The following is an 18,732-nucleotide window of genomic DNA, read 5'->3' on the forward strand; positions in this document are numbered from 1 at the left end:
ATGCGCAGTAGGCTCGCCGCTTTGTGTATCGCCTCGATACTGTTGTCGAGCGGTATCGCGGCTCCGGTAGCCGGATCGAGTGCCAGCCACGATGGCCCCACCCTCGAGGACGGAGCGGAATCGACCCTCCACATTAACCTGTCCGAGGGCGGTGACGCAACGGTAACGCTGGTAACCGGCTACAATTTCACGCAGGCCGATGAGCGCGACGCGTTCGAATCGCTTCGCGAAGACGAGGGGGCACAATCGGACTTACTCGAGCGATTCACCGGCCGGCTCCAGTCGGTCGCGGCCGCTGTCGATAACGATAGCGAACAAGCGGTTTCCGAACACTCAGTCGACCTGCGAACGACCGACGAACGCGGTTTAGCGGCCTTTTCGGTGACGTGGGACGGACTGGCGACAGTCGACGACCGAACGCTTACCGTCACGGAACCGTTTGCCAGCGGCTTCGAAACCGACAGGACTGTCGTTCTCGAAGGACCTGCGAACGCAACGCTCGAGTCGGCTTCGCACGATCCGACAGTTGAAACGGACAATCGGGCAACGTGGGATGCGGGAACCGATTTCGATGGGTTCGAAGCGGTCCTCTCGCTGCCAACCGAGGATTCCGATACCGGTGTGACCGGGGCCGACGACACGTCAGGGTTGGGTGGCCTCGTTTCGGTCGCGACGCTCGCCGTGTTCCTCGGCGGGAAAACGCATCTCGCTCGGGAGTAGTCCCGGTCAGTTGCCGGATACAGCTGTCCGAGTACCCCTCACTCGAGCAAGTTCGGGCTCACGCGACAGCCACAGGGACTCGCGGTGTGGTCGGTCGGTCCGGTGGAGGTCACGCGAGTGACGGGCCGGCCACAACGGGGACACTGCGGAAACGGCGACTCGGCGGGGTCCAGATCGGTCTGGCTCTCCCAGTCGTCGGTCGAATTCGCAGCGTTCGAATCGGCGGCACTCGCGTCCGCAGCGCCCGCGGCGTCGTCGCCCGAATCGGCGCTCGAGCGGTCCTCGCTCGAGTCCACGGTGTCCGCGTGGTCGGTCTCGCGTTCGGTCCCCGAATCGGACCGCTCCGCGCTCGAGTCGCGTTCGGACTCGCTCACGCCGCACTCACCCGTGGACCGTCGGCGGTAATCACCAGCGACACGTCTCGAACCGAACAGCGGACCTCGGTTTCGGGCCCGTCGGAGCCGAGCACGCGTTCGACCGCCTCGGGGTCGATTTCGTCGGCCAGTCGGTAGTCATCCGGCGGCAGGCCGTGGCGCTCGAGGGTCGCGGCGATGTCGACGAGGAGCGGGCGCCTCGAGCCGGTCACTGTCGCCCACCTCCCGCGGTCGTCGCTGGCGGTCCCAATCGCTCGAGGGCAGCGGTATTGGTGGTTCGATTCGTCTGTCGGACGGGATGTTTAAGCCCGCGGAGAATAGATCCGAACATGGTTGACAAACCCTCTCGGGTTTGGAAGCCACGTCTCGGGTGCTCTGACCACCCGGGGCATTTCAAATTCAATATGCCCCCGTGCGCGGAGTCCATGACTTCCATTTGAGCGATTGTACTGTAGTGTCATATAGCTACTGTTTCGGAGTGAAAATAACGTCCGACGAGACTAACTTTTCGTCGCCTGTCCCGGTGTGGACTCCAGTGCCTCACTTAATTTAATCTACGCGCACGCGAAGCCAGCTTTCGAAGTTCGCGCGAGTTCCGTTCGAGATCCGAAACGCTACCGGCGGTCGTCAGCACTCTACTCGAATCACTCGAGGCCTCCAAACTCCACTCGCGACGTTCTCGACCGTCCGTTTCGGGTGGAACCGTAATCGGCGTTGCCGACCGTCCATCGGGGCTACGTCACGGGGTTTGGGAACGGTTCTCGAGTCGAAGCCAACGGGTTCGAGTTCGGGGGCGATTCGTCGAAATTCGGGCTCGAAACGGGGGTGAAACCGACATTCTATATATTTCTATCCATGATTTTCACTCACAGATGAGTACTCGGGAGTTGGTGACGCAGGGTACTTGGATTGGGTCGGACTGACTCCCAGAACGGAAGTCGAAATCTCCGAACGGGATGGAACGGTGATCGTCGAACCCGAAGGCGATCCCGAACGGATTATCGAACGCATGAACCGACTCGTCGAGAAAACAGCTTCAGGACGGAAGACAACCTCGCTCGAGGACGCCGTCGGACCGGTTGCCCAGAACCACTGGGCCGCTGTTCGAAACAGTGGGGAGACGGACACTGACGACTGATACAGGCGGTTCGAATCTTTTCGAGCCGTCGGCTCCCCAATCTGCGCGCGAGTCACAAAAGACAGGTTCGACCGGCGGTGCTCAGGAGTGGGTTTCGTCCGTGCCCTCCTTAAGATAGCTCACGTCGCGCTCGAGTTCGTAGCCCCGCGGAACGCCGATGCCGTCGAGACAGTCGTCACAGACCGGTTTCGCGTAGGTCCGATTGTTTCGCTTCCCGAGGACGTTGACCTCCTCGAGATCTGTGATTTCATCACAGCGGCTACACTCGACTTTCTCTCCGTCGATGATGTCCATAGCTGTGAAATTCGGGTCGTCGGTCTTAAGTGTCTCGCCCGATCACCATGATGAATTTATTATATCTTGGCCAGTCGGCAAGTAGTATTATATACCAAAAGGCCTCGTCGGCAAGTAGATTTAAGGGATAGAGCGCTCGGCAAGTAGAGTTATATAGTGTCAGATATGGCGAATAGACTTAATACAGATTAGTTAAATATCGATCATACGTTCCGGCTACCCAGCGGAGGCGCACATATACTTTCGAGGGGTGCTGGAGCAGACACAAACAATAATGTTCGAACAAATCACGGACGAAGAAGAGCGCGGTCAGGTGGGTATCGGTACACTCATCGTGTTCATCGCGATGGTACTTGTCGCAGCGATTGCGGCAGGTGTACTGATCAACACCGCCGGTCTTCTGCAGTCCCAGGCGGAGGCAACGGGTCAAGAAAGTACAGCGCAGGTCTCGAACGTCGTCGAGATCGAGTCGGCGACAGGACAGGTCGCTGGCTCGGGTGCTCCCCTTGAAGATGTTGATATTGTCTTCACTGAGGTGAACTCTGCACCAAACGAAGAGATTACAGTTTCCACCGGCAGTGGTGAAGAACTAGCGTCAAGTTCCTCACTGACCACTCTCGAAGAGAACCTAGCCGGATTGGATCTCTCCGATGAGGATACCCTAGAATTTACGACTGCGAGTGGAGGGGACGACCAGACGTACACTATTAGTGCGAACGACGTGAACGAAGATGGTGCTATTGATCTCCAGTTTGATCACGATGGCGCCGGTTCGCTGGCTGGTGTGTACAGTCCCTTGAATTTCGATTCCGGAACTTACGGTACCGTCACATTCTATGACGAGATCGGACAGCTCGAATCCGTCACCGTCGAGTACAGTGGTTCTGCTGTTACCGGAGCTGACGGGTCCACGCCTCACCTCGATGCAGAATTCGGCACTGATGCCTTGGACCTCTCTAGTGATAGCGAAATCACAATCACTGTCGATGACGATGCTTCGAACCCAGAATCCCTCCGTGGTGAATCCGTAACTCTCGATCTTGATGCACGAGCACTCGATAATGGAGTCAACATCATTGAAGACAGCGAAGGCGGGATTACTGCTGCAATGGGTGCCGACTACCCAGATAACGGCGGCACCGGTGACTACATCGAGACTGCATCGCTGATGGTTTCGCTCGGCCCTGGTGCAGATGCTGTCGACCTCGAAGCAGCAACCTTCGAATACGTCGGTGAGGAGACCCAGCGCGGTCAGGCTGGTAACCTTGAGCACCTCGACATCGAGAACCTCCAAGGCGACAGTCTCGCTGAGGGTGAACTCGACGACGCTGTGCTCACCTCCGACGAGCGCTACCAGATCGAACTCGAACTCAACGGCGGTAACAATGAAGACTTCACGCCGATTCAGGCAGGCGAATCTGCAGAATTCTCGATTGTCACTGCAGACAACGCACAGACGACTGAAGTGCTGATGGCACCGTCGACGCTGACGTCCGACGCGATCACTCTCTAAAACCGGTTTAGAGATAGCTACCACACTTCAGGTTTTATTTATTGATGTTCGAGACGGTCTCTGACGGAGATAGACGTGCACAAGTAGGCATTGGGACACTAGTCCTGTTCGTAGCGATGGTACTCGTCGCTGCGCTCACGGCGGGCGTCCTGATGGGCACTGCTGGCGTCCTTCAGTCACAGGCCGAAGCAACCGGGCAGGAAAGCATCGCACAGGTTTCGAATAGCCTCAACATTTACACCACGACCGGGACCGTCGACGCCGACGGCAACGTCGACACCCTCGAGATGACGGTGAGCCTGGGCCCCGGATCCAAGCCAATCGATCTTGACAACGCTGTTATCGACTATGTCGGGCCATCGGGCAGCGCCTATGTGAACGGAATGCCGGTCACCGTCCACGGAACCGACAGCACTATTCTCGAAGACGATGACGACCGCGGCACGATCACCCTCGATATCGAGTCCAAAGTGGGTGTCCTCGAGCCGGGCGACGAAGCGATAATCAAAATCGTCACCAACGACGGCGCACAGATCACTACGGAACTCTCGGTACCGACCACGCTCGACGGCGCCGACGGTGACACGGTTCGGCTGTAGGTTCGGCTGACAAATTTTCGTGTGCTATCCCCATCTGCAGCGAAAAATCAATCACAACCAATATCCGAGGAAACTCGATTCTGCTGGACGGCAGATAATAATCGATTCGAAAACGAATACGCCTCTGACAAACCAATGACCGACCCAGAGCTACTGACGAAGTGTTCTGTAAGTCGTGTGGTGAACCGATGAAGAAACGCACAGAAATCTGTCCCGAGTGTGGCGTCCGAAACACCATCAGTACGATCGGGTCGGGGACCTCGACGGTCAGTGTTGAAACCGATGTCATTCCCTCGAGCAGCAGCTATCTCAGCACGATCATCGTCTGGGGCGACGGTATCTTCCTGTTGCTGGCCGGACTGGGTGCGTTTACGTACTCGAGCGAGCAGCCCTCCGAGCGATACTCGGCGGGGGCATCGTCGCCTCTACCGGCCTGTTCTGCCTCCCGCCGGTTCGCAACCAATTCGGTCTTGGCCTCTCGCGGGGTTTCGTGGTCGTCGTCGCGCTCGTCGATGCACTTCTCTCGGTGCGTGCTCGCCCTCGACCCCCGCTACCATCCTCGAGTGTCCGACTCGAGACGCAGTACGACCGACTTTCTCGTCCTTCACCCGCATATTCGGCCGCTACACGTCCGCTCACTCACAGGTGGATCACATCGCGTCGTGTCACGGTTTGATTATTCTCTGTTCCGTATCAAAATGTCCGGACCTCGAGGGTCTGTCTCCGCCGAACGCGGCAAACTCTTGTGACACCCATCCGCACGATGGCCAGAGCGTTTTTGCATATGGATTGTCTCTCGAGGACGTAATGGGGTTTAGCACGAGCGGTGCAGTTGCGATTATGCTCATCGGCTTTCTGCTAGCGGCCGGTGTGTTGTTCCCCACGGTGTTTACGGCCGGAAGCAACGTCGGCGACGCGTTCTCCGGGCAGTCGGACCAAACGCGAGATCTGGTAAACACCGACATCGAACTCGAGACCGTCGAGACTGTGAATAACTCCTCTGGTGACCTCGAGTCGATCACCGTCGTCGCCGACAATCGCGGAACGACCGCCCTCGATGTGATGAAGACTGATCTCATGCTCAATGGCGAATACGTCTCTAAGAACGAGTACGAAACCGCCGTCGCCGAGGTCAACGCGAGTGAGTCGATTACCGACGCCGACCGAATCGATACCGACGTCTGGTATCCAGGCTCTCGACTCGAGATCCGGATCGATCAGGACCCCGATCAGATGGCTACACTCTTTGACGGCGACGAACTTGAGCGGGTAAAACTGGTCACCGAACACGGCATCAGCGACACAACGGAGGAAATTCGATAGATGGCAAGCGTTTCTGCGACACACATGATCTTGTTTATCGCGAGCATGGTCGTCGCGGCGGGCATCGCGGGGACGGTGGTTCTCGAGGTCAACGATTTGAGCGAGGCGATCGAAACCCAGGGGTCGGCGACTGCGGCGGAGATCGGAACCGATATCGACATCGTTAGTGACGCCGGCCACTCCGAGGCAATCTACGATCCGACAGCTGGCGACGAGGCCGTCACGGTCTATGTCAAGAACGTGGGCAAGGAGCATCTCGAAGTTCATCACTCGTCGGTCGACGTGTTACTAGACGGCCAGTACGTCTCCCACGACTATATCGAACTCGAACACCTGTATGGCGAAAGTAGCACCTGGCAGACGGGTGATGTGGTCGCGCTCCGAATCAACGTGGGAGCGGCCAACAACCTCGAGGCCACGGGCGATACGACCGTGACGGTCATCGCGAACGACAACGAGGACAGCATCGACTTCTACGTCGACGGCGGCTCGAACTAGGTGAAACACGCATGGTACTGAACTTCGGCGGACTCGGCGGTGGCGAAGACGAATCGGACACGCAAAGCGGCGACGACCTGATGGGTGGTGCCGACGAGGGGTTGATGGGCGACGACGCGATGTTTGCCGAGGACGAGGACGAAGACTCGGAGATGGAGATCACCTACAAACTCGACGAGATCGAAAAGGAGGTCGACTCCCTCGAGAACCAGGTCGAGACCGTTCGCAGCGAGAACGAGCGGATAAGCGACTCGATCTCGACTGTCGAGCGCAACGTCGACAAACTCGTCGACCTCTATGAGATTGTCACTGAAGGCGTCAATCCCTTTGCAGCCGATCAGGAGATCGGCAACGCCTTCGACACTGATGGCGGCATCTTCACCGACGACGATGACGACCTCGGCGAGGCGATCGATGACGATCTCGTCGATGCCGAAGCGGACGAGTTCCTCGACGACGAGATCGCAGACGACGAGGACGACGAGACGTTCGGCGACGAGTTCGACGACGATGGATCGTTCGAGGACGGTATCGAAGACGACGAGTTCGGCGCTGATCCGGATGACGCGTTCGAGGACGAGTCGGTCGACGAGGAAACGACGGTGCCACTCGAGCTCGACGACGATACCGCGGACGGTGATCTCGCTGCCAGCGACGATGTGGGTTCCGACGAACCGGATCGGTCGGCCGTCGACGCGCTCGCGCTCGGCGAGAACGGCGAAGTCGGCGATCCGCCGTATCTCGCCACTCAGCCATCGCGAAACGACGCCGAGTTGATGACGATCGAGTGGCTCGACTTCCTCGTCGAGACGGTCGGCGTCTCCGGCGCGGCCCAGACGCTCGCGTACTACGAATCGGTCGGGTGGATCTCCGCCCCGGTCGAGACCTACCTCCAATCGATGCTCAACGGCTTCGGTGATGATTCGCAACCAGCGACCGAACTGGCAACGGATCCCGAACCGCGATCGGTCCTCGAGACTGACGAGCACAAGCGAAGCTTGCAGTATATCGCCTGGATTGCGACACCAGAGCAGGCACCCGAACTACTGGTCGATTCGACACCCGAAGACGCGCTGCCGATTCCGGGCCAGTAGGCCGGCCAGAAATTTTGTATACGGCGCGCGGACACGTATCGAACGTCGAACGAAATCGAGTGGGGGCGTCGGTCTCCCCGGCGACGATCGCTGAACGACCGAACTGACCGGCCCCCGAAGGGGTTGCAGACATCATGGGAATCGCAGACAACACGGCGGCAGCAGCCACCCTCGGCGACTCTATTATCCGTTCGTACGACGAGATGGAACTCCCCGCGAAGTACTACATCTTTGGGGTTTTGTTCCCCGCCTTCCTGCTTTTCCTCGTGACGGTCGTCGTCGCCGTCGTCGTAAATGTACCCCTGATCGTCCGGTTGTTGCTGCCTGTTCTTGGTCTGTTGATCCTCGCGACGGCCATCGGCTACCCGCGGCTTGCAATCGACAACCGCCGGATCGAGATGGAAAAGCGATTTCACCTGCTCGTGATCCACATGACCGTCCTGTCGACGACCAACATCGACCGGATGGAAGTGTTTCGACAACTCGCAGCCGAGGATCAGTACGGGGAGCTGGCCGACGAGATTCAGCGAATCGTCGATTTGGTCGACGTCTGGCACCTGAGCCTCGGCGACGCATGTCGGCGGCGCGCGAAGGAAGTCCCCAGCGAGTCCGTCACCGACCTTTTCGAGCGATTAGCCTACACACTCGAGGCCGGTCAGGAACTGGATAAGTTCCTGCTCGAGGAACAGGAGGTGCTGATCGAGAAGTATTCGACGGTGTACAAACAGTCGCTGAACAACCTCGACGTCATCAAGGATCTGTACCTTTCGATGCTTATTTCGATGACGTTCGCGCTGGTGTTCGCTATCGTCCTCCCCTTGCTGTCGGGGACAAACCCGACGATGACCGTAAGCCTCGTCATCGTCCTGTTCATCTTCGTGCAAGTCGGCTTTTTCTTCGTGATTCAGGCGGTCGTCCCGAGCGATCCGATCTGGTACTTAGAAGACGGCTACCGGACGACGACGAAACAACGGATGCTCGTCTCGACGATCGTTGGCTTTGCGTTGAGTCTCCTGTTTGTGGTCGCGATGATGCTGGTGTTTTTCGGGCTGCTCCCGCCGCTGTTTCCGGTGCATTCGATCCCGCTTTTGTTGTACATGCCAGTAGCGACCACCCCGATGTTTATTCCCGGCGCGGTGTTTTGGTATGAGGAGAAAAAGACCTTCGAGCGGGATCAGGAGTTCCCGAACTTCATCCGGGCCCTCGGGACAACCGAGAGCGCGAAACAGGCCACGACCAGCGAGGTGCTTGAGAGCCTCCGCGCGAAGAACTTCGGGCCACTGACCGAGGACATCGACAACCTCTATCGCCGGCTAAATATGCGATTGAGCACCGAGAAGTCTTGGCGGTACTTCACCGGCGAGGCGAGTTCGTTCCTGATCCAGAAGTTCAGCAACATGTATCTGGTCGGCCGCGAGATGGGCGGCGGACCGAAGCGACTCGGCGGGCTCATTAGCACCAACATGAACGCGATCCTCAATCTTCGAGAACAGCGAAAGCAGAAGGTAACGACGCTTATCGGCGTTGTATACGGAATCTCTGTCGCCGCGATGTTCGCGCTGTTCATCGGGTTGGAACTGGCCGTTATGCTATCGGGATTCGACATCGATACGGGCGGTCAAATCGCCGCGGGATCGCTGATCCACACCGGCCACTATAACGTTCCCGTCCTCCGATTCCTGATGGTTCTGGTGTTGATATTCAACGCGTTCATTTCGTCGCTCGTGCTTCGGGTCGCCGATGGCGGTCACTTCGGTAACTCCTACCTTCATTTCACGGCGTTGCTCTGGATCGGCGGGGTCACCGGCGAGCTCACTCGACGGCTGGTCGAGACACTCATTTCGGTCGATATGTGACCTGGACGGTGTGTACGGCCGGACGATGTCTGCGGCCGGAAGACCAATAATGCTCACACCGAAAGGACGGTACGAATGAGGCGACCTCCACGCTCTTTCGGAACGGACTCGCGCGCGGTCGAATCGATACACAGCGGCCTGCTCCTGTTCGGATACGCGATCGTCCTATCGCTGTTTATGGCGGCGGTTATCCTGATAAACGGCGGGTGAGTGCAGGCGGAACGGTCGCCCACGACCGTGTCTCTCGGACGATGTCGTCGCGCTCTTGTCTATAAACCGTCACAATGACTGTCGTTCGGATTCACGCTCGAACCATGAACGTTAGGTTCGCCTCTCGCTGGTCGGGTCCGGGTTGGTGGTCCTGTGGGCTCTCGCCGTCATCCCTTTCGTCCTCGGTCGGTACACACCCGTTCCGCTTCTGTCTGGCGTGCAAACGACCGTCACTGCCGGTGCTATGGTCTTCACGCTTTTCGGTGTGGTATTGCTCCTCTGGACCGGGTATCGCCGCGTCGTCGGCTGAGCTGCCCGTCAGCCCGGAGGACCCGACACTCTCGAGCACACCCGTGGCTCCCGCTCAGTTCCGTCAGAATCGTCGCAACGGAGTCGCGGGCCTAGAGAACTCCCAGATCAATCCCGACGCGGCGGCTCACTCGAGTTGCTCGAGCAAGTCGCCGATCGTGTCCGATTCGCCGAGACCGTGTTTCCCGATCGTGCGCCGAAGGCGGTTCTCGGTCAACGGCGCGTTGAACTCGGACCGAGAGAGCAACAGCGAAATCGCGCGGGTCGTCGGCGTGTTCTGTGATACGCTCTGGGCGTACCAGAGCACGAGGTTGTCGAACGTCCCGACGACGTCGTCGGAGGCGGTTCGCTGTCGGATCGTATTCCCGTCGAACTGGGCGATGAGATCGACCGCGTATCGAGACTCGAGACGCTCGAGTTCGTCGGCGAGGACGCTTCGTGCGGCCTCAGGGCTTTGGATCCGCTCGCCCGCGTCCGCCCGCCCGGCGGGATCGCCTCGACCATCGCGAGCGCGGGACGGTTCCCCCGACTGCGATTGCGTCGCCAGCGACTCCTGCTGGGCGACGTTCGGCGGGCTCTTATCGGGCGAGACGACGTATCGCCCGTCGGAGATTTCCGCGACATAGGGGCTCTCGGAGATGTCGAGGTCGTCGGGCGAGAGAACGCCGCCGGCGTCGGCGGACGGCTGTTGCTCCTCGGGGAGTACGGGCGGAACGTCTGCGTTGTCTTTCGGATTGTCGGGGTTACCGTCTGTCATGGCCCATCCCTATCCACTCTTTCGACCCGAGGGAGAAAGAAACCTTCGCCCACGCTGAGAGTCTGTGAATCGAAAAATAACGATTTCGAGACGTCCGTACCGATGCGGTCTGTCACGGTCAATCCGCTGCTAAATTCTGTAAAATAACTGTGGAACGAACGTCACACTCCTGATAGTGGTATCGGCTAAATCCGTCTCTAAACCCTCTATAACGGGGATAAGATCATTCAATACGATCGAATGTCGGCGGCCACAATACCTTAATACATACGTTCATAGTTACATACCATATGGGTACTCTCGTCGTTGAGCACAACGGAGATGACGACCTCCGCCGCAGACGAACCAGTCCGCTGGGGCGACGAGGGACACAAACACCCGTTTGAGGGATGAATTGGTTATGCTATCTAAAATAGGTGATATGCTCGGTGGCGGCAACGACGATAGCTCGGGGGGTGGTGACGACCTGATGGGCGACGATAGCCTCTCGAGCAGTTCGAGCGGTGGGCTCTCCGGCGAATCGAACGGCGGCGGACTGATGCCCGACTCGAATTCCGGTGGCGGAATGGACGGCGGCGGCATGGGCGGCGGCGATGACTTACTCGACGGTGGCAATTCGATGGGCGGCGACGATATGATGGGCGGAGACGACATGATGGGCGGAGACGACATGATGGGCGGCGACGACATGATGGGCGGCGACGATGCGATGGGGGGCGAGATGTCCTTCGACGAGATGGACGACGGCGGCGACGACGGGGCCTCGAGCGAGATCGAAGCGCGGGTCGAGGAGATGGAAAACGACGTCGGATCGCTCGCTTCGACGGTCAACACCGTTCAAAGCGAGAACGAGAAGATCAGCGAGTCACTCGAGGACATCGAAGAGAACATTCGGAAACTGCTAGAAGTCTACGAGATGGTGACACAGGGGGTAAACCCCTTCGTGGAGGACGATTCGCTGAACGATTCGTTCGACGACGGCGCTCAAGGCGCACAGGGAAGCGGTAATTTCGGTGGCAACAGCCTATTCGACGGCGATGACGAGGAGGAAGCCGATGTCGACGAGGATATCTCGTCGGCGGACGCAGAGGAATTCCTCGACGAAGACGTGATCGAAGACGACACGGAGGACGACTTCGGTGACGAATTCGCCGATGCAGACGACGACTTCGGCGACGAAACCGACTCGGACGACGAGGTCGGCGGCGGTGACCTTTCGTTCGACGAACTCAAAGACGAATACGAGTCGGGTTCGGCTGAGTGGGACGAAGAGAGCGATCAGACAGACGAATTAGACGACGACCTCGCGGGCGCGGACGACAATAGCGATTCGGATCAGGGGGCGACGACCGCGTCCGATGTCTTCGAACCGGACGAGTCGACGACCGACCAATCCGTCGACTCGTCGTCCGCTGACGGCCTCGAGAGCGCTTGGAACGACGGCGGTAGACCGTACCTCGAGTCGCTCCCCTCCGAGTACGACACCGAATTTCTCGTCATGGAGTGGTTGGACTACCTCGTCGAGGAGGTCGGCCTCGACGGCGCCGCGGAGACGGTTCGGTTCTACGGCTCGATCCGCTGGGTCGACGACCCCGTCGAGGAGTACTTGCAGACGATGCTCAACGGCTTCGGCGGCGGCCCGGATCTCGAGGATCCACAGCCCAACTCCTCGCTCGGTATCGACCACCGTCGAAGCCTGTGGTGGATCAGTCAGGCCGCCTCGCCGAAGAAGAAACGACGCACGTTCGGCGAGTGGGTACGCGAGGAAGGTATCCCGACGAGTCGACTCGAGACCGAACTTGACGCCGAGGCGATCGAGAAACGAATGGCGGACGCGGAAGCCGACGCCGACGACGAGGCCGACTCGCCTGTCGCCGAAGCCGAGTCGACGCCCCCGACCGGCGTGGCAGGCTCGAGCGAGGGTGGGGCTTCGAATCAGATGTCGCCGGCGACCGAGGAAGGCGAATCGGACGGTACCGGAACGGAACTGACGTTCGTGAGTTACGTCGGCGTCGGTGGCGAGGACGGGTCGTTCGATCCATCCTCGAACGGCCTGATCGTCGACGCTGAACCAGACCGATCCTCGGCCGACGACGAACCCGACTCGCGCGGTGAGCAGACCAGTTCGGCCGATGGAGCGACTCAATCCGATGCGGACCGTTCGGACGATGATTTCACACTCGAGCGCGAGGATGCGACCGACGACGTCGAACCGATCGCGGGGCAGTCCGAGGGTCTCGAGCACACCACGGACTCGGAGACCGACGACTCCCTCGAGTCGGCCGAGACGGACGAACGGGCGGTCGCCGCGGCCGCAGTTACTGCCGAGACGACGGCGGCCGACGCCGCCGAATCGGCGACCGCCGAACCAACGGTCGCCGGCGCGGACCCGGCCGCCGAATTCGACGGCGAGGCTTCAACTGCCGAACTCGAGCGAGAGGAGCGCAGCGACGAGACGCTGGCCGACGACGGTCGGGCGGCGGACGCGCTGGAAGCGGATGCGGCAAGCGGGGAACCGACCGACTCGGGCTCGATTGGTGCAGAGCCGGTCGACCCGGAACCGATCGACGCTGCCCGCCCGAACGAATCCGAGTCCGAGGACGAGCAAGCGTCCGGGGATTTCGCTTGGGAAACCCCCGAACCAACCCCGCAGGACGCTCCGGCCGACAACCTCGAACCCAGATCACAGGACGATTCGGCCGACGACTCCGAGTCGACCCAGCAGGGCGTCGATTGGGTTTCGGCCGAGACGGACTCGGCGTCGACCGACGGCGAGGACGGAGACGAGTCGATAGGTGGTGAGGACGTGCCAGAACGTGACGATACCGACGAAGACATAGACTGGCTCGTCGAGTCGGACGACGACGGAGACGACGATCCGGACGACCTGTGGGGCGGGTCGGCCGACGATTCGACCGGCGACGATGCGATATGGAACGATGGAGGCGACGATTCCGGACAGGACGACGGGTTCTGGGCTCCATCGAACGAATCGGGAAACGGCCCTGAGGCGTCCGAATCGGAGAGCGAGCCGCACGCTGGAAACGCGTCGGACGCTACGCCACAGGGCGTCGACACCGACGGCGGACAGGCGATGTGGGACGACGCGGCTGACTCCTCGAGTAGCGCCCACGGCTCCTGGGAGACCCACCGCGACGTGATGCTCGAGGAGCGCGACGGCGTCGTCGTCGACGAGGAGACGGAGGGTGAAGACGAATGAGTCAAATGAATAATATATTTTCGATCGGCCTCGACGACCGGGACCGGTTGAACAAGGAACTCGGTGGCGGCATTCCGACCGGGAGCATCGTGCTCATGGAGGGCGACTACGGTGCCGGCAAGAGCGCGATCTCCCAGCGGTTCGCCTACGGCCTCTGTGAGACCGGCAAGTCGGTCTCCTTTCTCTCGACGGAACTCGAGGTGCAGGGCTTTGTCAAGCAGATGCACTCGCTGAACTACAACGTCGAGGAACACCTCTTGTTCGAGAACATGCTGTTTCTCCACGGCGACTTAGACAGCGGGAGCGTGTTGTCTGCGAGCGACGACGAGCAGAACCGACAGGATCTGCTGACGGATCTGATGGACGAGGAGACGATCTGGACGGCCGACGTCGTGATCATCGACACGTTCGACGCGATCTTGCGGAACGATCCGAAGTTCGAAGCGCTCGTCAGACAGAACGAGGAACGCCAGGCCGCACTCGAGATCATCTCCTTTCTCCGAGACATCATCTCGCAGGGGAAAGTCGTCGTGCTGACCGTCGACCCCTCGACCGTCGGTGAGGAGGCGATCGGTCCCTTCCGGTCTATCGCCGACGTCTTCATCGAACTCGAGATGATCGAGGTGGGCAACGATATCCGTCGACAGTTGTTCATCAAGCGCTTTGCGGGGATGGGCGAACAGGTCGGTGATCGGATCGGGTACTCGGTTCGGTCCGGCACGGGAATCGTGATCGAAAACCGGAGCGTCGCCTAACTCCCGCAATGACAGAGCTGGGAACACCGAAGCCGTCGGACGAGTTACGAGAACTCGCCGCCCGGCGGCCACACCTCCGAAATCACCTGAAGAAGTTCCGCCAGATCACTGGCGAGTTTCCGATTCTGATCGACGAGCCCTCTGCCGAGTACGAGACGGATCACCCGAACGTGTTGTACCCTGTCGGCGGTCCAATTTTCAGCCACATTTACGGCGATGTTGGGGCGAAGATGCAGTATTTCACCGTCGAACCGACGCTTTCGGAAGAAGAGCAGGAGGTCTTCCAGACGGTCAAAGACTCGCTGTTGCGCCGGAGTACGAGCAAGTCAGCGCCAGAAAACGACGCCGAGTACGACGACCAAATCGAGGAGTTGCTTCAGGAATCGACCCACATCAAGGGCGACGAACTGAACAACATCATCGATCGGTTGAAAGTCCGGTTCCACCCGGGGATACAGGAGATACCTCAGGAAACCTACGAGAACATTCGCTACCGATTGAACCGTGATATCGTCGGCCTCGGTCCGCTCGAGCCGGTCATGCGCGACCCGGCCAACGAGGACATTCACGTGATCGGCCCCAACGAGTGTTACGTCGATCACGGCACCTACGGCATGGTCGAGACGACCGTCGACTTCGGCACGCAGGAGGAGTTCGATAGCTGGCTGAGCAACATGGGCGAGCGGATCGGGAACCCGATGACCGACGCGGAACCGATCATCGACTCGACGCTGCCGGACGGCTCGCGTCTGAACGTGATTTACAGCGACGACGTGAGCGTGAAGGGACCGAGTCTCACCATCCGTCAGGGCGACGAGGTGCCCCTGTCGGTCACCCAGATTACGAACTGGGGGACCCTGTCGCCCGAACTCGCGGCGTACCTGTGGCTCTGTCTCGAGAACGAGCGGACGGTGTTCGTCGTCGGCGAGACGGCGTCGGGGAAGACGACGACGCTGAACTCGATCATGTCGTTCATCCCGCGGGACTCGAAGATTTACACCGCGGAGGACACGGCCGAGGTGTTGCCGCCCCACGACACCTGGCAGCAGCTATTGACTCGAGAGAGCCGCAGCGAGGACAGCGCCGACGTCGACATGTTCAACCTGGTCGAGGCGGCGCTGCGGTCTCGTCCGGAATACATCGTCGTGGGTGAGGTCCGCGGTGAGGAGGGACGGATGGCGTTCCAGGCGGCCCAGACCGGCCACCCTGTTATGCTCACCTTCCACGCGAGCGACATCGTCTCGATGATCCAGCGCTTTACTGGGGACCCGATCAACGTTCCCGAGACGTTCATGGACAACGCCGACGTGGCGCTGTTCCAGAACCGGGTGAAACAGGGCGACGACGTCCTGCGACGGGTCACGAGCGTTCAAGAGATCGAGGGCTACTCCGATCAGATGGACGGCGTCGTCACTCGGCAGGTGTTCTACTGGGATCCCGTCGAGGACGAGATCATCTTCCAGGGGATGAACAACTCCTACGTGCTCGAAGAACAGATCGCGACGCTGCTCGGGTACGCGGACACGCGAGACATCTACGACGACCTGCAGTTCCGCTCTGACATCATCGAGCGGATGATCCAGGAGAACATCCTCGAGTACCACGAGGTCAACTCGACGATCGACCAGTTCCAGCGCGACGGCGTCGAAGGGCTTCCCTTCCACATTACGCGGCCGGACTGAACAGGCAGATAAATGCCCGTCGCTTCGTCGCGAGCCGTTCGTCCCAGCCGTTCTCTCGCCCGCTCGCTGAACGGGCGAGCGAAACGGCCAATCTTATTAAGTAAACTGAGTGTGTCGAACCGCTTATGGACGTACTAATCACGGACGATTCCGGATTTATGCGGGATCTGCTTCGAGAAATTCTCGAGGAAGAACACAACATCGTTGGGGAGGCCGAAAACGGCGTCGAGGCGGTCGAGTTGTACCAACAGGAGCAACCTGACATCGCCTTCATGGACATCGTCATGCCGATCAAAGACGGGATCGAGGCGACCGACGAGATCACCGACCTCGATCCGGACGCGACGGTCGTGATGTGTACGAGCGTCGAGCAGGCCGAGCAGATGAAAGACTCGATCAAGGCCGGGGCGGACGGCTACATCACGAAGCCGTTCCAGAAAGAGAGCGTACTCGAGGAAGTAAACAGCATCACGGCCGGGTAATCTCCCATGGAAATCGATATTCGAGCGCTGGAGACGTACAACAAACTCGCTCACGACGGCGCGCAGTCGGCCGTCAAGTCACTGTCGCAACTGACGGGCATTAGCACCCGCGTCGAGGTGACCGACGTTTCGCTGATGTCGCCGTCCGATCTGCAGTACGAGTTCATCGGCAACGAGTACGCGGGCGTCAGCATCGACCTGTCGGGCGAGATCCGCGGAGAGACGGTCCTCGCGTTCGACGAACAGGCCCGAACCGCGGTGACGGACGTGCTCGTCCCGGCCGACGACCCCGAGATGAAAAAGAGCAGCATCAAGGAGGTCGGCAACATCATGACCAGCGGTTTCATCGACGGCTGGGCCAACCACCTCAACACGAAGATCAAGAGTTCGCCGCCGACCTACATCGAAGGAACCGGGACGGAAGTCCTCCCGCGTTCGGCGACGGAGGGCGACAGTCACTTGCTCGTCTTCCGCAGCCGCGTCGAGGCCTCCCGCGGCGGCGTCAACGAACCCGTCGACTTTCGCATCCTGCTCGTTCCCGACCAGACCTCCCTCGAGACCGCCCTCGAGCCCCAGGCCGACACGAGCATCTCCTTCGAGAAACTCGAGGTATTCAACGAGATGACCAAAGAGGGCGCGGAGAAATCCGCGGCTAACATCACCTCGATGACGGGCATCGAGACGAGCGTCAACATCAGCCGGCTGAGTCTCGTTCCGCTCGAGGACATTCCGGCGGAGGTCGGCACCAAACGCTACGTCGGGACCGTCATGGAGTTCGAGGGGAAACTCGGGGGGTATCTGGTGATCCTCTTCGACCAGCCCTCAGGTCGGGCGGTCGTCGACTCGCTCGTGCCGATGGAGACCGAAGGCGAGTGGGGCGAGATGGAACAGGGGGCCCTGCAGGAACTTGGCAACATCATGACCAGCGGCTTCATCGACGGCTGGGCGAACGTGTTGAACGCGGAGATCAAACACTCGCCGCCGAAGTTCGTCGCCGACATCGGCTCGTCGATCATGAGCCCGATCATCGCCCAGATCGCCCAGACCGACGACCACGCGTTCTTGCTCGACTCGAGCATCGAAACGGACAGCGACCGGGTGTTCACCTGCCAGATGCTCGCCCTGCCACGTCGGGACGAACTCGAGGAAGCGCTCGACGAAATCCTCGTCGAGAACTCCGGGAACACGGAAGCCGATCCGAACGATCTGTTCTAGGCGATATCGCCGTTTTCGAACGTACCGCTCGTCGCTCCATCGGTGCGAACCGATTCCTTCTTTGACTCGAGTCTGTCTCCCACTCGAGTCCGGTTCTACAGACGGAACAGGCCGAGGCGGTCCATCCTTCGGAAGGGGTTGCCTCGCTTTAAACGAACGCGATCTCGAGGACCGACAGGAGGATAACCAGTATCGAACCGGGAAGCCCGCCGAGGGCCACGACCAACAGCGCGATGGGTGTGATAGCCACCGAAATGTCGAACACGGCCTGGGCGAGAAAGAGGGCGATCAGGCCGACGATCGCGTTGACGATAAACGGCCGCACGGCTTGGATGACACGCGACGCGCCGACGATGGCTGCGAGTACCAGCGCCAGAAGGAGTATCTCGAGTCCGGTTACCATGAGTGGTATTTCGTGACGAGGTGGGAAAATCGTTCGCTCGCGGAACGAAACCCTTTAACCCGTTTACCCGAAACAGTGAGTACGGGATCGTGGGTTAGCTTGGTATACTTCGGGCCTTGGGTGCCCGTGACCCCGGTTCAAATCCGGGCGATCCCATCCTCTTATACGGGTTTTCGCTAAAACAGTTAGCACTGCAACAGGATTTCGGCTACCTGTTACGGGGTGGTCGCAGTGAGTCTCACCGTCAAACTGGACCCGCCAGTTTGCGAGTTCTGCGGGTGCTACATTCA

19 protein-coding genes and 1 tRNA gene are annotated in these 18,732 nt (G+C 59.8%); 15 read left to right on the forward strand and 5 right to left on the reverse strand.

Annotated elements, in window-relative coordinates; all coding sequences use genetic code 11:
* On the forward strand, positions 1 to 720 hold the full coding sequence (locus BM348_RS08310; protein ID WP_092903915.1) for a DUF7345 domain-containing protein: 720 nt from the start codon (positions 1 to 3) through the stop codon (positions 718 to 720).
* Between the two features lie 38 nt (positions 721 to 758).
* On the opposite strand, the gene BM348_RS08315 is transcribed toward BM348_RS08310, so the two are convergent.
* A complete protein-coding gene (locus BM348_RS08315) occupies positions 759 to 1,094 on the reverse strand; it encodes a hypothetical protein (RefSeq protein WP_092903917.1) in 336 nt (111 codons plus the stop codon).
* Positions 1,091 to 1,306 carry a hypothetical protein gene (locus BM348_RS08320; RefSeq protein WP_092903919.1) on the reverse strand — a complete coding sequence of 72 codons (216 nt, stop codon included), beginning with the start codon at positions 1,304 to 1,306 and terminating at the stop codon, positions 1,091 to 1,093. The genes BM348_RS08315 and BM348_RS08320 overlap by 4 nt, the downstream gene beginning before the upstream one ends.
* A gap of 692 nt (positions 1,307 to 1,998) precedes the next feature.
* Between BM348_RS08320 and BM348_RS08325 the strand changes: the two genes are divergently transcribed.
* The gene (locus BM348_RS08325; protein ID WP_092903921.1) at positions 1,999 to 2,232 is read left to right on the forward strand and encodes a hypothetical protein; all 234 of its coding nucleotides are present in this window, start codon (positions 1,999 to 2,001) and stop codon (positions 2,230 to 2,232) included.
* An 81-nt stretch (positions 2,233 to 2,313) separates the two neighbouring features.
* On the opposite strand, the gene BM348_RS08330 is transcribed toward BM348_RS08325, so the two are convergent.
* Complete coding sequence (locus BM348_RS08330; RefSeq protein ID WP_092903923.1) at positions 2,314 to 2,526, reverse strand: hypothetical protein; 213 nt, start codon at positions 2,524 to 2,526, stop codon at positions 2,314 to 2,316.
* Between the two features lie 274 nt (positions 2,527 to 2,800).
* On the opposite strand from BM348_RS08330, the gene BM348_RS08335 reads away from it, so the two are divergent.
* The 7 genes from BM348_RS08335 (at position 2,801) to BM348_RS22195 (ending at position 9,619) form a co-directional block, all read left to right on the forward strand.
* Positions 2,801 to 4,039: an archaellin/type IV pilin N-terminal domain-containing protein gene (locus tag BM348_RS08335; protein WP_092905479.1), complete on the forward strand. Its 1,239-nt coding sequence runs from the start codon at positions 2,801 to 2,803 to the stop codon at positions 4,037 to 4,039.
* Between the two features lie 44 nt (positions 4,040 to 4,083).
* The gene (locus BM348_RS08340; protein WP_092903925.1) at positions 4,084 to 4,638 is read left to right on the forward strand and encodes an archaellin/type IV pilin N-terminal domain-containing protein; all 555 of its coding nucleotides are present in this window, start codon (positions 4,084 to 4,086) and stop codon (positions 4,636 to 4,638) included.
* 807 nt (positions 4,639 to 5,445) lie between these two features.
* Positions 5,446 to 5,961, forward strand: coding sequence for a flagellin (locus BM348_RS08345; RefSeq protein WP_245779416.1), 516 nt, complete (start codon positions 5,446 to 5,448; stop codon positions 5,959 to 5,961).
* Positions 5,962 to 6,459: a flagellin gene (locus BM348_RS08350; protein ID WP_092903929.1), complete on the forward strand. Its 498-nt coding sequence runs from the start codon at positions 5,962 to 5,964 to the stop codon at positions 6,457 to 6,459.
* Positions 6,460 to 6,470: 11 nt separating this feature from the next.
* On the forward strand, positions 6,471 to 7,553 hold the full coding sequence (locus BM348_RS08355) for a FlaD/FlaE family flagellar protein (RefSeq protein ID WP_092903931.1): 1,083 nt from the start codon (positions 6,471 to 6,473) through the stop codon (positions 7,551 to 7,553).
* 134 nt (positions 7,554 to 7,687) lie between these two features.
* The gene (gene flaJ / locus BM348_RS08360; protein ID WP_092903934.1) at positions 7,688 to 9,409 is read left to right on the forward strand and encodes an archaellar assembly protein FlaJ; all 1,722 of its coding nucleotides are present in this window, start codon (positions 7,688 to 7,690) and stop codon (positions 9,407 to 9,409) included.
* A 75-nt stretch (positions 9,410 to 9,484) separates the two neighbouring features.
* Complete coding sequence (locus BM348_RS22195; RefSeq protein ID WP_281244684.1) at positions 9,485 to 9,619, forward strand: hypothetical protein; 135 nt, start codon at positions 9,485 to 9,487, stop codon at positions 9,617 to 9,619.
* A gap of 436 nt (positions 9,620 to 10,055) precedes the next feature.
* Here the strand turns inward: BM348_RS22195 and BM348_RS08370 are convergent, their stop codons facing one another.
* A complete protein-coding gene (locus BM348_RS08370) occupies positions 10,056 to 10,685 on the reverse strand; it encodes a DUF7500 family protein (protein ID WP_092903938.1) in 630 nt (209 codons plus the stop codon).
* 469 nt (positions 10,686 to 11,154) lie between these two features.
* Between BM348_RS08370 and BM348_RS21655 the strand changes: the two genes are divergently transcribed.
* The 5 genes from BM348_RS21655 (at position 11,155) to BM348_RS08395 (ending at position 18,039) form a co-directional block, all read left to right on the forward strand.
* Positions 11,155 to 13,905 carry a FlaD/FlaE family flagellar protein gene (locus BM348_RS21655; RefSeq protein ID WP_245779417.1) on the forward strand — a complete coding sequence of 917 codons (2,751 nt, stop codon included), beginning with the start codon at positions 11,155 to 11,157 and terminating at the stop codon, positions 13,903 to 13,905.
* A complete protein-coding gene (locus tag BM348_RS08380) occupies positions 13,902 to 14,660 on the forward strand; it encodes an ATPase domain-containing protein (RefSeq protein WP_092903940.1) in 759 nt (252 codons plus the stop codon). Before BM348_RS21655 ends, BM348_RS08380 begins: the two co-directional genes overlap by 4 nt.
* 8 nt (positions 14,661 to 14,668) lie before the next feature.
* Complete coding sequence (locus BM348_RS08385) at positions 14,669 to 16,342, forward strand: type II/IV secretion system ATPase subunit (RefSeq protein ID WP_092903942.1); 1,674 nt, start codon at positions 14,669 to 14,671, stop codon at positions 16,340 to 16,342.
* A 125-nt stretch (positions 16,343 to 16,467) separates the two neighbouring features.
* Positions 16,468 to 16,824, forward strand: coding sequence for a chemotaxis protein CheY (gene cheY, locus BM348_RS08390; protein WP_049953660.1), 357 nt, complete (start codon positions 16,468 to 16,470; stop codon positions 16,822 to 16,824).
* A 6-nt stretch (positions 16,825 to 16,830) separates the two neighbouring features.
* Positions 16,831 to 18,039 carry a chemotaxis protein CheC gene (locus tag BM348_RS08395; RefSeq protein ID WP_092903944.1) on the forward strand — a complete coding sequence of 403 codons (1,209 nt, stop codon included), beginning with the start codon at positions 16,831 to 16,833 and terminating at the stop codon, positions 18,037 to 18,039.
* Positions 18,040 to 18,187: 148 nt separating this feature from the next.
* Here BM348_RS08395 and BM348_RS08400 read toward each other — a convergent pair whose 3' ends face one another.
* The gene (locus BM348_RS08400; RefSeq protein ID WP_092903946.1) at positions 18,188 to 18,442 is read right to left on the reverse strand and encodes a pro-sigmaK processing inhibitor BofA family protein; all 255 of its coding nucleotides are present in this window, start codon (positions 18,440 to 18,442) and stop codon (positions 18,188 to 18,190) included.
* 83 nt (positions 18,443 to 18,525) lie between these two features.
* Here BM348_RS08400 and BM348_RS08405 point away from each other — a divergent pair.
* A tRNA-Pro gene (locus tag BM348_RS08405) sits at positions 18,526 to 18,598 on the forward strand.
* Positions 18,599 to 18,732 lie beyond the last annotated feature (134 nt).

It is taken from the genome of Halostagnicola kamekurae (genome assembly GCF_900116205.1).
Lineage (GTDB): Archaea > Halobacteriota > Halobacteria > Halobacteriales > Natrialbaceae > Halostagnicola > Halostagnicola kamekurae.

What these genes read in the sequence shown, in the direction of transcription:
- BM348_RS08310 (WP_092903915.1), top strand. Translation starts at nt 1, where the DNA reads ATGCGCAGTAGGCTCGCCGCTTTGTGTATCGCCTCGATACTGTTGTCG.
- BM348_RS08330 (WP_092903923.1), bottom strand. Translation starts at nt 2,526, where the DNA reads ATGGACATCATCGACGGAGAGAAAGTCGAGTGTAGCCGCTGTGATGAA.
- BM348_RS08335 (WP_092905479.1), top strand. Translation starts at nt 2,801, where the DNA reads ATGTTCGAACAAATCACGGACGAAGAAGAGCGCGGTCAGGTGGGTATC.
- BM348_RS08340 (WP_092903925.1), top strand. Translation starts at nt 4,084, where the DNA reads ATGTTCGAGACGGTCTCTGACGGAGATAGACGTGCACAAGTAGGCATT.
- BM348_RS08345 (WP_245779416.1), top strand. Translation starts at nt 5,446, where the DNA reads ATGGGGTTTAGCACGAGCGGTGCAGTTGCGATTATGCTCATCGGCTTT.
- BM348_RS08350 (WP_092903929.1), top strand. Translation starts at nt 5,962, where the DNA reads ATGGCAAGCGTTTCTGCGACACACATGATCTTGTTTATCGCGAGCATG.
- BM348_RS08355 (WP_092903931.1), top strand. Translation starts at nt 6,471, where the DNA reads ATGGTACTGAACTTCGGCGGACTCGGCGGTGGCGAAGACGAATCGGAC.
- flaJ (WP_092903934.1), top strand. Translation starts at nt 7,688, where the DNA reads ATGGGAATCGCAGACAACACGGCGGCAGCAGCCACCCTCGGCGACTCT.
- BM348_RS22195 (WP_281244684.1), top strand. Translation starts at nt 9,485, where the DNA reads ATGAGGCGACCTCCACGCTCTTTCGGAACGGACTCGCGCGCGGTCGAA.
- BM348_RS08370 (WP_092903938.1), bottom strand. Translation starts at nt 10,685, where the DNA reads ATGACAGACGGTAACCCCGACAATCCGAAAGACAACGCAGACGTTCCG.
- BM348_RS21655 (WP_245779417.1), top strand. Translation starts at nt 11,155, where the DNA reads ATGGGCGACGATAGCCTCTCGAGCAGTTCGAGCGGTGGGCTCTCCGGC.
- BM348_RS08380 (WP_092903940.1), top strand. Translation starts at nt 13,902, where the DNA reads ATGAGTCAAATGAATAATATATTTTCGATCGGCCTCGACGACCGGGAC.
- BM348_RS08385 (WP_092903942.1), top strand. Translation starts at nt 14,669, where the DNA reads ATGACAGAGCTGGGAACACCGAAGCCGTCGGACGAGTTACGAGAACTC.
- cheY (WP_049953660.1), top strand. Translation starts at nt 16,468, where the DNA reads ATGGACGTACTAATCACGGACGATTCCGGATTTATGCGGGATCTGCTT.
- BM348_RS08395 (WP_092903944.1), top strand. Translation starts at nt 16,831, where the DNA reads ATGGAAATCGATATTCGAGCGCTGGAGACGTACAACAAACTCGCTCAC.
- BM348_RS08400 (WP_092903946.1), bottom strand. Translation starts at nt 18,442, where the DNA reads ATGGTAACCGGACTCGAGATACTCCTTCTGGCGCTGGTACTCGCAGCC.